At 72.2% G+C, this 14085-nt stretch carries 12 protein-coding genes; 6 read left to right on the plus strand and 6 right to left on the minus strand.

The annotated features are described in order from the left end of the window. Window positions 1-7: 7 nt before the first annotated feature. The 6 genes from ACIBL4_RS24275 to ACIBL4_RS24300 all read right to left on the minus strand — a co-directional run bounded on the left by ACIBL4_RS24275 (window position 8) and on the right by ACIBL4_RS24300 (window position 5562). Window positions 8-646: a (2Fe-2S)-binding protein gene (locus ACIBL4_RS24275; RefSeq protein ID WP_399413370.1), complete on the minus strand. Its 639-nt coding sequence runs from the start codon at window positions 644-646 to the stop codon at window positions 8-10. A gap of 192 nt (window positions 647-838) precedes the next feature. Then, window positions 839-1606, minus strand: a complete 768-nt coding sequence (locus ACIBL4_RS24280; RefSeq protein WP_399413372.1) for a glucose 1-dehydrogenase — start codon at window positions 1604-1606, stop codon at window positions 839-841. A 49-nt stretch (window positions 1607-1655) separates the two neighbouring features. Continuing rightward, the gene (locus tag ACIBL4_RS24285; RefSeq protein ID WP_399413374.1) at window positions 1656-2912 is read right to left on the minus strand and encodes an MFS transporter; all 1257 of its coding nucleotides are present in this window, start codon (window positions 2910-2912) and stop codon (window positions 1656-1658) included. Window positions 2913-2985: 73 nt separating this feature from the next. Further along, on the minus strand, window positions 2986-3471 hold the full coding sequence (locus ACIBL4_RS24290; protein WP_399413376.1) for a cyclophilin-like fold protein: 486 nt from the start codon (window positions 3469-3471) through the stop codon (window positions 2986-2988). A gap of 42 nt (window positions 3472-3513) precedes the next feature. Then, window positions 3514-4179: an SDR family NAD(P)-dependent oxidoreductase gene (locus ACIBL4_RS24295; RefSeq protein ID WP_399413378.1), complete on the minus strand. Its 666-nt coding sequence runs from the start codon at window positions 4177-4179 to the stop codon at window positions 3514-3516. A 366-nt stretch (window positions 4180-4545) separates the two neighbouring features. Then, entirely contained in the window at window positions 4546-5562 is a 1017-nt protein-coding gene (locus ACIBL4_RS24300; protein ID WP_399413380.1) for a zinc-dependent alcohol dehydrogenase family protein, read from the minus strand. 169 nt (window positions 5563-5731) lie between these two features. On the opposite strand from ACIBL4_RS24300, the gene ACIBL4_RS24305 reads away from it, so the two are divergent. From ACIBL4_RS24305 to ACIBL4_RS24330, 6 genes are all read left to right on the plus strand, one after another. Further along, a complete protein-coding gene (locus tag ACIBL4_RS24305; RefSeq protein WP_399413382.1) occupies window positions 5732-6613 on the plus strand; it encodes a helix-turn-helix domain-containing protein in 882 nt (293 codons plus the stop codon). A 350-nt stretch (window positions 6614-6963) separates the two neighbouring features. Next, window positions 6964-8442, plus strand: a complete 1479-nt coding sequence (locus ACIBL4_RS24310; RefSeq protein ID WP_399413384.1) for a sugar transferase — start codon at window positions 6964-6966, stop codon at window positions 8440-8442. 103 nt (window positions 8443-8545) lie between these two features. Beyond that, window positions 8546-9862 (plus strand): nucleotide sugar dehydrogenase, encoded by a 1317-nt coding sequence (locus ACIBL4_RS24315; RefSeq protein ID WP_399413386.1) that lies wholly within the window; start codon window positions 8546-8548, stop codon window positions 9860-9862. After that, window positions 9852-11132, plus strand: a complete 1281-nt coding sequence (locus tag ACIBL4_RS24320; protein WP_399413388.1) for a glycosyltransferase family 4 protein — start codon at window positions 9852-9854, stop codon at window positions 11130-11132. The genes ACIBL4_RS24315 and ACIBL4_RS24320 overlap by 11 nt, the downstream gene beginning before the upstream one ends. After that, window positions 11129-12526, plus strand: a complete 1398-nt coding sequence (locus ACIBL4_RS24325; protein ID WP_399413390.1) for a polysaccharide biosynthesis protein — start codon at window positions 11129-11131, stop codon at window positions 12524-12526. Before ACIBL4_RS24320 ends, ACIBL4_RS24325 begins: the two co-directional genes overlap by 4 nt. Further along, the gene (locus ACIBL4_RS24330) at window positions 12523-14085 is read left to right on the plus strand and encodes a Wzz/FepE/Etk N-terminal domain-containing protein (RefSeq protein ID WP_399413392.1); all 1563 of its coding nucleotides are present in this window, start codon (window positions 12523-12525) and stop codon (window positions 14083-14085) included. Before ACIBL4_RS24325 ends, ACIBL4_RS24330 begins: the two co-directional genes overlap by 4 nt.

Below are 14085 nucleotides of genomic sequence, written 5' to 3' on the forward strand. Positions count from 1 at the left end.
CCGTTCCTCACTTCCGGCCCGCGGTCTGCTCCACCGCGCGCACGATCTTGACGTAGCAGCCGCAGCGGCAGATGTTGCCGCTCATCCACTCCCGTATCTCCTCCGGCGAGCCGGTGTGGCCCTCCTGGATGCAGCCGACGCCGGAGACGATCTGCCCTGGCGTGCAGTAGCCGCACTGGAAGGCGTCCTCGTCGATGAACGCCTGCTGCAACGGGTGCAGCCGGTCGCCCTCGGCCAGGCCCTCGATGGTGGTGACCTCGGCGCCCTCCAGCCGGACGGCCAGCGTCAGGCAGGAGTTGACGCGGTGGCCGTCGACCAGCACCGTGCACGCGCCGCAGGCTCCGGCGTTGCAGCCCTTCTTGGAGCCGGTCAGGCCCAAGTGCTCGCGCAGCAGGTCCAGCAGCGAGGTCCGGTTGTCGACCGTCACGGTGCGGCGGGTGCCGTTGACGGTCAGAGAAACCCGGCTGGACGGCGGTGCCTCGGCGGCGGTGGCCTCTTCCGGGCCCGTGAGGAACGTCCCCCCGGCCACGACGGCACCGCCGACCGCGGCACTGGTGGCGATGAAGGTGCGCCGGGTGGGCGCCGGGGAGGACTCGCCGGCTCCGGTGGGGGGTGGAACGGCGGACTCGGGGAGTTCAGTTGACATACGTACGCCTTCGTATCGCGGACGGATCGGCGGTACACAACAGCGGGACGGGAGACGGGATCGTCGTCACCACGAGAGGGGAGGGAGCAACCGCGCGCCTCGGCGGCGGCGACTGGTCATGCGGGGAGTCTGGCACCACCGGCAGCGCTGGTGACAGGGAGACTTTTCTCCCCCTTTACGTGGGGGCTGTGCCTAGCGGGCGACGTAGCCGCCGTCGACGGGGAGGGCGACGCCGAGGACGAAGCTCGCTCCGGGGCTGCACAGCCACAGGACCGCCTGGGCGATTTCCTCGGCCGTACCGAGGCGGTTGATCGGCTGGTTGGCCTCGGCCTCCGCCCGGTCGAGCTCTCCCTTGGCGATCATGTCGCTGACCATGGGGGTGTCGATGGTGCCGGGGCAGACGGCGTTGACGCGGATGCCGCGCGGGGCGTATTCGAGGGCGGCGCTGCTGGTCAGGCCGATGACGCCGTGCTTGGAGGCGTGGTACGAGGCACGGCCGGGGAGGCCGACCAGACCGCCGAGCGAGGAGCAGTTGACGATGGCGCCGCTGCCCTGGGCGCGCATGTGCCGCAGCTCGTGCTTCATACAGGCCCATACGCCGCGGAGGTTGATGGCGTTGACCCGGTCGAAGCGTTCGGCGGGTTCGTCGGCGGCGTCGCTGGGCGGGATCTGGATGCCCGCGTTGTTGTACGCCATGTCGAGACGGCCGAAGGTCTCGACCGTGCGGTCGACGGCTGCGGCGACCTGGTCCTCGTCGCTGACGTCGCAGGTGAGGGCGAGGGCTCGGTGGCCGGCGTCGGTGAGTTCCTTCACGGCGGCGTTCAGGGCCGCTTCGTCGATGTCGGTGAGGGCGACGGCGGCTCCGGACGCGGCGAACGCGCGGGCGGTCGCCAGGCCCATACCGGCGCCGGCGCCGGTGACGAGGGCGACCTGGCCGGTGAAGTCGTATGTGGGATTCATCTCGTGGTCTCCATTCGAGTGCGGACTCCGCGATGGGCGTGGGCCCGGGTCAGTACTGCGAGGGCGCCCGCGTGGGCTCGTCGCGGTGCCGTGGCGTGGATGCGCGGCTCCGGGCCACGATCCGGCCCTTGCCGGATGGGCCGTGGACGGCGAGGGCGATCAGGGGCAGCAGGGTGAGGGCGGCGATGACGGTGCCGACCAGGGGCGGGCCGGTCAGGCCCAGGGAGGAGTCCAGGGCCTGACCCGCGATCACCGAACCGGCGGCGATGCCGGTGTTGAAGGCGGAGGTGGTCAGAGAGGAGGTGAGGGTGGGGGCGTCACCGGCGAAGCGCATGGCGAGGGCGGTGACGACCGGGTTGACCGTGAAGCCGGTCAGGCCCATGAGGAAGACCAGGAAGGTCGCTGTCACCGGGTTGCCGGACAGCGGGATCATCAGGAACAGGACCAGGGCCGTGGCCGCGGCGGCCGTGAGGGTGGTGACCATCGGACGCCGGTCGCCCAGGCGGCCGCCCGTGGTGGTGCCGCCCAGGGCGCCGACGCCGAAGGCGATGAGGACGAGCGGTACGGCGCCTGCGGGAACGCCCGCCCGGTCGGTCAGCAGCGGCGTGACGTAGGTGTACGTCGCCAGGACGCCGCCCATGATCAGCATCGCGGCGGCGAGCGCCAGCCACAGGCGGCCGTGTCGCAGCGCCCGGACCTCGGCCCGGACGGACACCTCGACGCGCCGCTCCCGGTCCGGGATGAAGCGGCCGATGAACACGGCGGCGAGCCCGGAGAGGGCGGCCAGGGCCCAGAAGGGGCCGCGCCAGCCGGTGAGCTGGCCGGCGAAGGAGCCGATCGGCACCCCGACGACGTTGGCCAGGGTCAGGCCGCCGATCATGACGCCGGTGGCGCGGGTGGCGTTGTGCGGGCCCGCGGCGGTGGTGGCGACGACGAAGCCGACGGCCCAGAACGCTCCGGTGGCCAGGGCCGTGACGACTCGGGCCGCGAGGACGACCGTGAAGGACGTGCTGAGGGCGGCGACCAGGTGTCCGAGGCAGAACACCGACAGCGCCAGGATCAGCGTCCGGCGCTGCGGCAGCCGCAGGGTCGCCAGGGCCATGGCCGGCGAACCGACGATCATGCCGGTGGCGAAGGCGGTGATCAGCAGGCCGGCGTGGGAGACGCTGACTCCGAGGTCACCGGCCAGCTCCGGCAGCAGACCGGCGACGACGAACTCGGTGGTCCCCATCAGGAACGTGCCGGCGGCGAGCACCCAGACGACGAAGGGGAGCTTGCCGGGGGTGGTCCCGGACGCGGAAGGCATACGTGTGGTGACTCCTTGCGTGGACATCGTCGTGCGATGGCGCCCCCTGAGGGGCGGGCGGTGTGGGGGCGGGTCAGGGCGCGGCTTCGATGGTGATCTCGTCGGCGGTGGCGAGCTGCTCGATGCCGCCGTCGGCCATGCGCCCGAGCGGGACCAGGCCGGTCGCGTAGGGGGCGTCGCGGTAGTAGGTGGCGAGCTGGTTCCAGGGCGCGTAGTACGCCAGGTCACCGGCCTTGGGGTCGGCGCCTTCCGGCGCGCCGGACGTGGTCAGCTTCCGGGGCAGGTCGGCGATCTTCTCGGCCTGGTGGAAGTCGCGCAGGGGCAGGGTGAGGGGGAGCCGGGCGGCGAAGTCGCGGGCGGTGGCGCTGTCGTTCAGGGTGGCGGCGATGCGGTGGCCGTTGAGGGTGAGCCGGATGTTCATGGCGGCTGTCCTGCCGGGTGAGGTGGTGGCGGCCGGGGTTGTCGAGGCCTGCGGCCGGGCGGGCTCGGAGGGAGAGGAGGACGGGGAGCCGCTGGTGCAGGCGGTCGCGACCAGCAGCAGAGCGGTGGCCGGGGCCACGCGGGCGAGAGTGCGAAGGGGCGCGGGGTTCACGGGGTCGTCCTAGTCGGGCAGGGGCTCGGAGTAGTGCCGGAAGCCGTCCCGCCGCTGGTGGATGTCGTACAGCCGCTGCGCCAGCGCGTCGGGGCTGCTGTGCTCGGCGTCGGGCCGGATGGCTCCGGGGATGATCAGCTGGGCGGCGTGGATGTTCTCTTCGGCGAGCACGTCGTGCAGCGTGCGGGCGTAGGCGCTCTCGGCGGCGAAGGCGATCGAGGTGCCGGCGACCTTCGGGTTGGGGCGTACGGCGCTGGAGCCGTTGACGAACAGCAGCGTGCCGCGGCCGAGGGCGCGCATGCCGGGCAGGACGGCGTTCACGCAGGTGACGGGGCCCTTAACGGAGAAGGCGAGCGGGGCGTCGAGGTCGTCGGCGCTCGTGTCGAGGACCGGTTTCATGAAGTCGGCGTGCGGCACCGGGCTGTACTGGAGGATCTCGACGGGCCCCAGGTCGGCCGCAGCCGTGTGCAGGGCCGTGGTCAGGGACCCGGTGTCGAGGACGTCGGCGGTGAAACCGCGGGCCTGGATGTCGTCACGGGCGAGGTCGGCCGTCAGTTCGTCCAGCTTCTGCGTGTTGCGGGCGATGAGGGCGACGGCGTGGCCGGCCGCTCCGAAGCGGCGGGCGGTGGCCAGCCCGAGGCCGGGCCCGGCGCCGACGAGGGCGAAGGTCGTCATGGTGGGTCCTTGCGTGAGGGGGTGGTTCGGGAACCGGGTCCGGGTCCGGGTCAGGGGCCGGAGCGAGGTCAGGATCCGGAGCCGGGTCAGGGGGCGGGGCCGGGTCAGGGGCCGGGTCAGGGTCAGGGTCCGGGTCCGGGGCAAGGTCCGGACCCGGGTCAGGGCCCGGGGCCGGGTCAGGGGCCGGGTCAGGGTCAGGGTCCGGGTCCGGGTCAGGGGCAGGGTCCGGGTCAGGGGCAGGGTCCGGGTCCGGGTCCGGGTCAGGGGCAGGGTCAGGGCCCGGGGCCGGAACCGGGTCAGGGCCCGGGGCCGCGCTGCCTGACCGCGGGCCCCGGGGCCCGCGGTCAGGGCGTCGGCACCTTTCGGTCAGGGCTTGAGGAGCGCCTTGATCGCGCGGCGTTCGTCCATCGCCCTGTAGCCCTCGGCGACCTGGTCGAGGGGCAGGGTGAGGTCGAAGACCTTGCCCGGGTCGATCCGGCCGGACAGGACGCGGTCGATCAGGTCGGGCAGGTAGCGGCGGACGGGGGCGGGGCCGCCGCGCAGGCCGACGTGGGAGAAGAACAGCTCCTCGCCGTCGAGGGCCACCTCGTGCGGGACGCCGACGAAGCCGACGTTGCCGCCGGGGCGGGCGGAGTGCAGGGCCTGGCGCATGGACTCGGCGGTGCCGACGCACTCCAGCACGGAGTCCGCGCCGATGCCGCCGGTGAGGTCCTTGACGCGGGCGATGCCTTCGTCGCCGCGTTCGCCGACGATGTCGGTGGCGCCGAACTCGAGGGCGAGCTTCTGGCGCGACTCGTGCCGGCTCATCGCGATGATCCTCTCGGCGCCGAGTTCGCGCGCGGCGATGACGCCGCACAGGCCGACCGCCCCGTCGCCGACCACGACGGCCGTGGAGCCGGGCTTCACCTCGGCGGCGAGGGCGGCGTACCAGCCGGTGCCCATCACGTCGGAGACGGCGAGCAGGCTCGGCACGAACCGGCCGTCCGGGTGCTCGTCGGTGGCGACGAGGGTGCCGTGGGTGTTGGGGATGCGCACGTAGTCGGCCTGGCAGGTGCTCATGAACTCGCGGTGCAGGCAGGAGGATTGCCAGCCGTTCAGGCAGTTCGCGCAGGTGTTGTCCGAGGTGGCGAAGGAGCCGACGACGAACTGGCCCGGCTTGACGTTGGTGACCTCGCTGCCCGCCTCCTCGACGATGCCGACGTACTCGTGCCCCATCGGGTGCGGGTCGCCGATGGGTTCCGCGCCGCGGTAGGGCCACAGGTCCGAGCCGCACACGCAGGTGGCGACCGTGCGGATCACCGCGTCGGTCGGGTGGAGGATCTTCGGGTCGTCGAGGTTCTCGAAGCGCACGTCGCCGGGGGCGTAGATGACTGCTCCGCGCATGGGTGCTTCCTTCGTGCGAGGGTGGGTGTGCCTCAGCCGTGGTCGGAATCGGCTGGATCGATATCGAGCCTCACACGCGGGAGCAGGTGCGAAAAGCGGAGGAATTCATCCTGGGAAGGGAACATCCTGGGAGGGATTTCTCCCCCCTTTCCCGGGTGGAATCGGTGTCATGCTGGGAAGCATGACCGTCAACGTTCCCCTCAATGAGCTGGGAGAATTCCTCAAGAAGCGCCGCTCGGAGCTGAGCCCGCGCACGGTCGGACTGCCCGAGACCGGCAAACCCCGCCGGGTGGAGGGGCTGCGCCGGGAGGAGGTCGCCCAGCTGGCCAGCATCAGCACCGACTACTACACGCGTCTGGAACAGGGCCGCATGCAGGCGTCGGCACCCGTGCTGGACGTCCTCGCCCGGGTGCTCCACCTGGACGACGACGAGCGCGGCTACCTCTTCCAGCTCGCCGGAAAGACCACCACCCGCACCCGGCGCCGCGGCCGGCAGAAGGTCCAGCCGCAGCTTCAGCGGGTCCTGGACGACCTCACCGCCACCCCCGCCATCGTGCAGGGCCGGCGCGGGGACATCCTGGCCTGGAACGCGCTGGCCGCCGCCCTGGTCACCGACTTCTCCCGCATCCCGGAAAAGCACCGCAACTACCCGCGGATCATCTTCACCGATCCGGCCATGCGCACCCTGTACGCCGACTGGGAGACGTCCGCGCACATCGCCGTCGCCCAACTGCGCATGGAGGCCGCGAAGTATCCGGAAGACCCGCGCCTGATCGAGCTGGTCGGTGAACTGTCCCTGCGCGACAAGCAGTTCGCCCGCTGGTGGGGCGATCACCACGTCGCCGCCCGCACCGTGGGCACGAAGACCCTCAACCATCCGGTCGTCGGCGAACTCGTCCTGGACTGGGACACCCTCACCGCCAACACCGACCCCGACCAGCACCTCACCGTCTGGACAGCCGCCCCCGGCTCCCCCACCCACGAACGGCTGCGCATCCTCGCCTCCTGGGCCGCCGACCAGAACCTGCCGGCCTCCTCCCCCCTCACCTGACCGCCGCAGGCCACCCCCGACGAAATCAGTCTCAAAGCTTGCGCACAATTTGCACACATCCCCTCTACATACTGATCTCGATGGTCTAGATTGACCGTGCTTCGGATGTTCGAACACGAGGCGACCGTTAATGATCTATAGGTCCGGAGCTGCGGAAAGCCGACGGTCGCGTCCCCACCACCAGACATGGTGGTGATCAATTTCTTGGAGCCCGGGAGGGTGCCTTGGGTGCGGGGAGCACCCGGGGTTCGGGGTGCTCAAGTAGCGCGCGATGTGGGAGGCGGGGGCCTCCCGAGGCGAGGAACAGTGCGAGGCGAACGCGTCGAGTTACTGGCGACTTGGGGGGTTCTGTGCAACAGGGGGAACTTGTCGACCCTTTTCCGTCGGCACGGGGGCAGCTGGCGAACGGGGCGATCAGCCCGCAGGCGATCGACTGGGAACAGCGGTACCGCCGTACTGTGATCATCAGCGACACCGTGGCCACCGCCTTCGTGGTGGCGGCGATCGGCAACTTCTTCGGGGCCCGGGACGCGGCCAACTGGCATGAGAAGTGGGGCATTCTCGCGTTCGGCACCGAGTTGCTGGTGCTGGGGGCGCTCGCGGTGAGCCGGGCCTGGGCACCGGCCGTACTCGGCCAGGGCGCCGAGGAGTTCCGCCGGCTCGGACGCTCGCTGTTCACGGCGACCGTCGTCCTGGCGCTCGGCGGGATCGCCCTCACCTCGCGCAACATCAAGCTCTGGATCTTCGTCGCGATCCCCGCGATCGCGCTGGTCACCATGACCGCGCGGTATTTGCTGCGCCTCTCGCTGCACAAACAGCGCAAGGAAGGCCGGTGTCTGAGACCGGTGCTCGCCGCCGGGAGCCCGGCCACCGTGCGCGACCTGATCGCCCGGACCCGCAAGTTCCCGCACCTCGGCTGGCGGGTGGACGCGGTGTGCACGACGGACGGTCTCGGGCTCGACGGTGACCACCTGGACGGAGTGCCGGTCGTCGGCCGGCTGGCGGACGTCGCGGGCCACGTCCGCCGCGACGGCTACCGCGTCGTCGCGGTCACACCGGATCCGCACTGGTCACCGGACCGGCTGCAACGGCTGGCGTGGAATCTCGAAGGCAGCGACGCCGAGATGGTCGTGGCTCCCGTGCTGATGGAGGTGGCCGGCCCGCGGCTGCACGTCGACGCGGTGCTCGGGATACCGCTGCTGCGGGTCAGCATGCCCACCTTCACCGGGGGCCGCCGGGCGGTCAAAGGGGTCGTCGACCGAGTAGGCGCAACGTTTCTGCTGATGCTGTTCGCGCCGCTGATGGTGTTCGTCGCGCTGCTCGTGATGGTGGACAGCCGGGGCGGGGCGTTCTACCGCCAGCGCAGGGTCGGCAAGGACGGCCGCGAGTTCACCATTCTCAAGTTCCGCACGATGGTCGCCGGGGCTCACCGGTCACGGGCCGAGCTGGCCGACCGCAACGAGGGCGCGGGCCTGCTGTTCAAGCTCCGCCGGGATCCGCGGGTGACCCGGGTGGGAGCGGTGCTGCGCCGGTACTCGCTCGACGAGCTCCCGCAGCTCTTCAACGTGCTCACCGGATCGATGTCGCTCGTCGGTCCGCGGCCTCCGCTGCCGGAGGAGTGCGCCGCGTACGCCCCGGACATCCGGCGGCGGCTGCTGGTCAAGCCCGGACTCACCGGTCTGTGGCAGATCAGCGGACGCAGTGACCTGTCGTGGGAGGAGGCGGTCCGGCTGGACCTGCGCTACGTGGAGGACTGGTCGCTCGCCCTGGACACGGTGATCTTGTGGAAGACGCTGCGTGCGGTGCTCCACGGGCAGGGCGCCTACTGATGTGGGGAGGTCGGTGTCCGGAGGGGACGCGGACCGCAGGCCGAAAGGGCCTGCTCGGGGGGACAGCAGGCCACAAGGGCCTGCCTGGGGGGAGGGACGGGTCATGAGGGTCAGCGTTTTCGGGCTCGGCTACGTGGGCTGCGTGTCGGCCGCGTGCCTGGCCAGCATGGGTCACGAGGTCATCGGGGTGGACGTCAACCAGGTGAAGGTCGACCTGGTCAACGACGGCAAGGCCCCGGTGGTCGAGGAGCGGATCGGCGAGCTCACCGCCGAGGTCGTGCGCAGTGGAGCGTTGCGCGCCACCGGCGACGTCCGTGAGGCGGTCATGGGCAGCGAGGTGTCGCTGGTCTGCGTGGGCACGCCGTCGGAGCCCAACGGCAGCCTGTGCACGACGTACTTGGAGCGGGTCACCGAGCAGATCGGCGCCGCGCTGGCCGAGCGGGGCGGGCGGCACACGGTGGTGTTCCGCAGCACCATGCTCCCGGGCACCTGCCTGAACCTGCTGGTGCCGATCCTGGAGAAGTACGTCGGCGGCACGGCCGGGGTGGACATCGGGGTCGCGGTCAACCCGGAGTTCCTGCGCGAGGGCACGAGCGTGCGGGACTTCTTCGACCCGCCCAAGACGGTCATCGGCGAGCTCGACCCGGCCAGCGGCGACGCGGTGACGGCGCTGTACGAGGGCTTGCCCGGCGAGGTGTTCCGGGTGCCGGTCCCGACGGCCGAGGCGATCAAGTACGCGGACAACGCGTTCCACGGACTCAAGATCGGCTTCGCGAACGAGCTGGGCGCGGTGTGCCAGGCGCTCGGGGTGGACTCGCACCAGGTGATGGACGTGTTCCTCGCCGACCGCAAGCTGAACATCAGCCCCGCCTATCTGCGGCCCGGCTTCGCCTTCGGCGGCTCCTGCCTGCCCAAGGACCTGCGCAGCCTCGTCCACGCTGCGCAGCGGGCCGACGTCTCGGTGCCCATCCTCGCCCACGTGCTGCCTTCCAACTCCGACCATCTGCAGCGCGCGGTGGACCTGGTCGAGCGCACCGGAAAGCGCCGCATCGGCATGTTCGGGCTGTCCTTCAAGCCCGGCACCGACGACCTGCGCGAGAGCCCGCTCGTCGAGCTGGCGGAGAGGCTCTTCGGCAAGGGGTACGACCTGCGGATCTACGACGCCAACGTGAACCTCTCCCGGCTGATCGGCGCGAACCGCGAGTACATCGAGAACCGGCTGCCGCACCTCGCGCAGCTGCTCGCGGCGTCCGTGGACGAGGTGCTCGACCACGCCGAGGTGTGCCTGGTCGGGACCAGGGATCCGGCCGTGCTGGCGGCACTGCCCCACAGCGAGGGCCCGGTGCTCGTCGATCTCGTCCACCTTCCCGACGCCGATGCGCGCCGGGCCGAACCGGGGTATGTGGGCCTTGCTTGGTGACAGATCTTTCGACGACACGGCCGCGGGCGGCCGGCCCGGCCGGCGCGCGCTGATCCTGGTGGAGAACCTGTCGGTGCCGTTCGACCGGCGGGTGTGGCAGGAGTGCACGACGCTGCGCGACGCGGGCTGGACGGTGCACGTCATCTGTCCGCAGGGGAGCAAGCGCGACACGGAGCCGGAGGCGGTGATCGACGGGGTGCGGATCCACCGCTACCCGTTGCGCGCGGCCACCGGAGGGCCGGCCGGCTACCTGAAGGAGTACGGAACGGCGCTGTGGCACACGGCCCGGCTGGCCCGCAAGGTCGGCCCCGTCGACGTGGTCCACGCCTGCAACCCGCCCGACCTGCTGTTCCTTCCGGCGCTGTGGCTGAAGCGGCGCGGGGCGCGGTTCGTCTTCGACCAGCACGACCTGGTACCCGAGCTGTACCTCTCCCGGTTCGGCCGCGGCGAGGACCTGCTCTACCGCGCCGTGTGCGCGCTGGAACGGCGGACCTACCGGGCCGCGGACATCGTCCTCGCCACGAACGAGAGCTACCGGGACGTCGCGCTGCGCCGTGGCGGCCGGCGGCCCGAGGACGTCTTCGTGGTGCGCAGCGCACCGGCTGTCGACCGGTTCCAGCCGGTGCCGCCCGAGCCGGAGTTGAAGCGCGGTAAGCCCCATCTGCTGTGCTACCTCGGCGTGATGGGCCCGCAGGACGGTGTCGACTACGCCCTGCGCGCCCTGGCGAAACTGCGCGACGAGCTCGGGCGGACCGACTGGCATGCCGTGTTCGTCGGCTCCGGCGACGCCTTCGACGCGATGGTGGAGCTGTCCCGGCGGCTCGGGCTCGCCGAGCAGGTGCAGTTCACGGGGCGCATTCCGGACGCCGATCTGGTGCGTTACCTGTCCACCGCGGACGTGTGCCTCTCCCCCGACCCGCGCAATCCGCTCAACGACGTGTCGACCATGAACAAGGTCCTGGAGTACATGGCGATGGGCCGGCCGATCGTCTCGTTCGACCTGAAGGAGGCGCGGGTCTCCGCCGGTGACGCCGCCGTCTACGCACCCGCCGACGACGAGGCGGAGTTCGCCGGGCTCATCGCCATGCTGCTGGACGACCCGGAGAAGCGGGCCCGGATGGGCAAGATCGGCCAGGAGCGGATCAGCGGACCGCTGTCCTGGCGGAACTCGCAGGAATCGCTGCTCGCCGCCTACGCCGCCGCCTGCCGTGACCGCACCGCGGCGTCGGCGGGCCACCCGGTCCGCACAGGGAAGAGGCAGCGCCGTTGAGCGATGACACGATACGCCTGGTCACGATCGGGCGGATTCTCCGCCGGCGCGGGCGGCTTCTCGCCGTCCTCGCCGTGGTGGGCGCCCTCGTCGGCTACGGCGCCTCGGTGGTGTTCCCGCCGCGGTACACGACGTCGGCGTCGGTGCTGCTGCCGGGGCAGTGGGAGGAGCGCGAGCTGCTCACCCAGGCGGAGATCGCGACCAGTTCGGTGGTGGTCGACCGCGCGGCCGCCGCACTCGGCTGGCCCGGGGTCGGCGGCGGCGAGCTGCGGGACCGGGTGAGCGCCGAGACCGCCGACGGGAACATCATCGAGATCTCGGGCACGGCCGACACCCCGGAGCGTGCGCAGCGGCTCTCCGACCAGGTGGCCGAGCAGTTCGTCACCTTCGCCGCGCGCCTCGCCGGCGACAACCCCGACCCCGAAGCGGCGGACGCGCCCGAGGAACTGCGCAAGACGGTGGTGCGGACCGACCGCCGCATCACCGACCTGGCCGAGGCGGCCGACCCGGGGCGGACCGTGGAGAGCGTGCAGGCCCGCACCGAGCTCGAGAAGCTGCGTGCCGCGCTGCTGGACGCCATGAAGAAGCTGGACGAGGCCGACCCGGCGACCGGCAAGGCCGGCATGGTCGTCATGGGACCGGCGGCCCGGCCGACCGGCGAGGCGGCGCCGACGAGGGTGCAACTCGTCGTCGCCGGGGCGCTGCTGTTCTTCCTCCTCGCGGTCGTCGGCCATCTCACGGCCGCACGGATGAGCCGCCGGCTGCGCACCGCACCGGAGATCGCCGCGGCGCTGGACTCCGCCCTGCTCGGCACCGTCGACGTACCTGATGAACAGCCCGCGCACCGGCCCAAGGGCAGCGGCCCGCGGGCCCGGATCCGCCGGCTGCTGGGCCTCGACACCCGGTGGGACGTACCGCCCCCGCAGCCGTCCGGCGGCGAGGCCGGCCGGCGGATCCGGTACCGGCGGGTGTGGGCCCGCCTCCGGGACCAGCTGCCGGACGCGCGGCGGCTGCTGGTCGTCGTACCGGACGGCGACGAGGTCGCCGTCCGGGCCGCCGGGCAGCTCGTCGCCGAGGCCGGGAGCGAACCTTCCCCCGGCTCCTCGGACAGGGGATACGCCGTGCCGCGGGTGGTGGGGGTTTCGGTGCCCGGGCCGCTGGTGCCGGACCGCGGCACCGAGTCCGGTGCCCTGGTGGTGCTCAGCGCGGGCAGCTGGACCGCGGGGGAGCTCGCCGGCGTCGCCGAGGCGTGTGCGGACGCGGGGCACGAGGTCGTCGGCGTCGTCGTCGCCGGCACGACCCGGGACCGCACGACGCGGTCTGCCGGCCGTGCTTCGGACGAGGCCGCGCCGGAGCTCGCGGTCCGCGGCCACGTGACGGGAGGTGCACGGTGACCACGAGCGAGACTTCGGAACCGGCGGCCGCCGCTCCGCTGCTGGATCTGCAGGCGCTGGTGGTGGCGGTGCGCAGACGCCGCCGCCTGTGGTGCTCCCTGGCGCTGCTGGGGCTGCTGATCGGCGCGGCCGTGGCGGTCCTGCTGCCGCCGCCGCCGAGCGCGGTGGCCAAGGTGCTGGTCGCGCACAAGGAGGACCAGCCGAACGACACCGGGACGCTGATCCGCACCGATGTGGAGCTGCTGCACACCACGCGGATCGCCGGCAAGGCCCTGCGGGCCCTCGAGTCCCCGGAGAGTCCGGAGGACTTCATGCGGGACTACCGGGGCACCGGCCTTTCCAACAACGTGCTGCAGATCGATGTGACGGGTGACAGCGACGCGGAAGCGGTGGCCCGGGCCGGGGCGCTGGCCGACGCGTTCGTCGCGGACCATGTGCGGCGGATGCGGGAGACCGCGAAGGCCGAGTCCAAGGCCCTTCTCGACCAGCGTGACCGCATGCGGAAGGAACTCGCCGGGGTCAACAAGGCGATCGGGGACGGACCGCCGGAGAGCAGCCCGGAGGCGTCGGCGAGCATGGAGTCGCTCTTCGCCCGCCGGGCCGAACTCACCTCGCGGATCGCCGACTTCGACCAGCGCGCCGAGGAGGCCCGCGTCGGCACGCCCCAACTCGTCACCGGCACGCAGATCGTGGACGCCCCGCGCGCGGTCCGGCACTCCCTGCCCAAGGCCGCTGTCACCGACGCCGCGATCGGACTCGTCCTCGGGCTCGTCCTCGGGCTCGCGGTGGCCGCTGTCGGCTCGGTGGTGGCGGACCGCCCCGTGCTGCGCCGGGACATCGCGGCGAACCTGGGCGCCTCGGTCATCGCGGAGCTGCCCCGCGCCCCCCGCCTGCCGGCGAGGCTGTGGCGGCGCCGGAGGACCCGGGCGGCACGCGAACACCTCACCACCTTCCTGGCCCGCACCGTGCGCGGCTCCGCGGAACCGGTGTCCCTGCTGGAACTGGGCTGTGCGCGCACCACGAGCGTCATCGCCGTGGACCTCGCCAGGGCACTGGCGGCCGAGGGGCCGGTGGTCGTCATCGACGGCCTGCCCCACCCGCAGCTAGCCCGCCGCCGCCCGAAGCCGGGAGACCCCGCCGTGGTCGGGGGCGAGCGTGCCGAGGCCGTACCGGACCAGGAGCTGGGCCTCGGCGTCGGCTCGGTGGCGCCCGGCACGGCGTGGACCGACCTGCGGTACCTCGGCACCCGGACCGTGCTCGTCGTGCGTGCCGGGCACGGCAGCGCCGCCTGGCTGCACACCGTGGCGCGGCAGCTCGCGGACCAGCGCATCGCGGTGATCGGCGTGGTGCTGATCGACCCCGATCCGCAGGACCGTACCGACGGCACGCTGTGGGACGGGCTGCACACCGCGCTGCGCGGCCGCGGCGAGCGGCCGGCCCGGCGGAACGGTGGGGGTACCTCCCACGCCGTTCAGGCAGTCGGGGAGGGCCGGCGGCGGACGGAGCGGCTGCCGATGTGGGCGGCGGGGGTCCCGGACAGCAACCAGGAGGCGCGGTAG

It is taken from the genome of Streptomyces sp. NPDC050416, assembly GCF_044458845.1.
Taxonomy (GTDB): Bacteria; Actinomycetota; Actinomycetes; order Streptomycetales; family Streptomycetaceae; genus Streptomyces.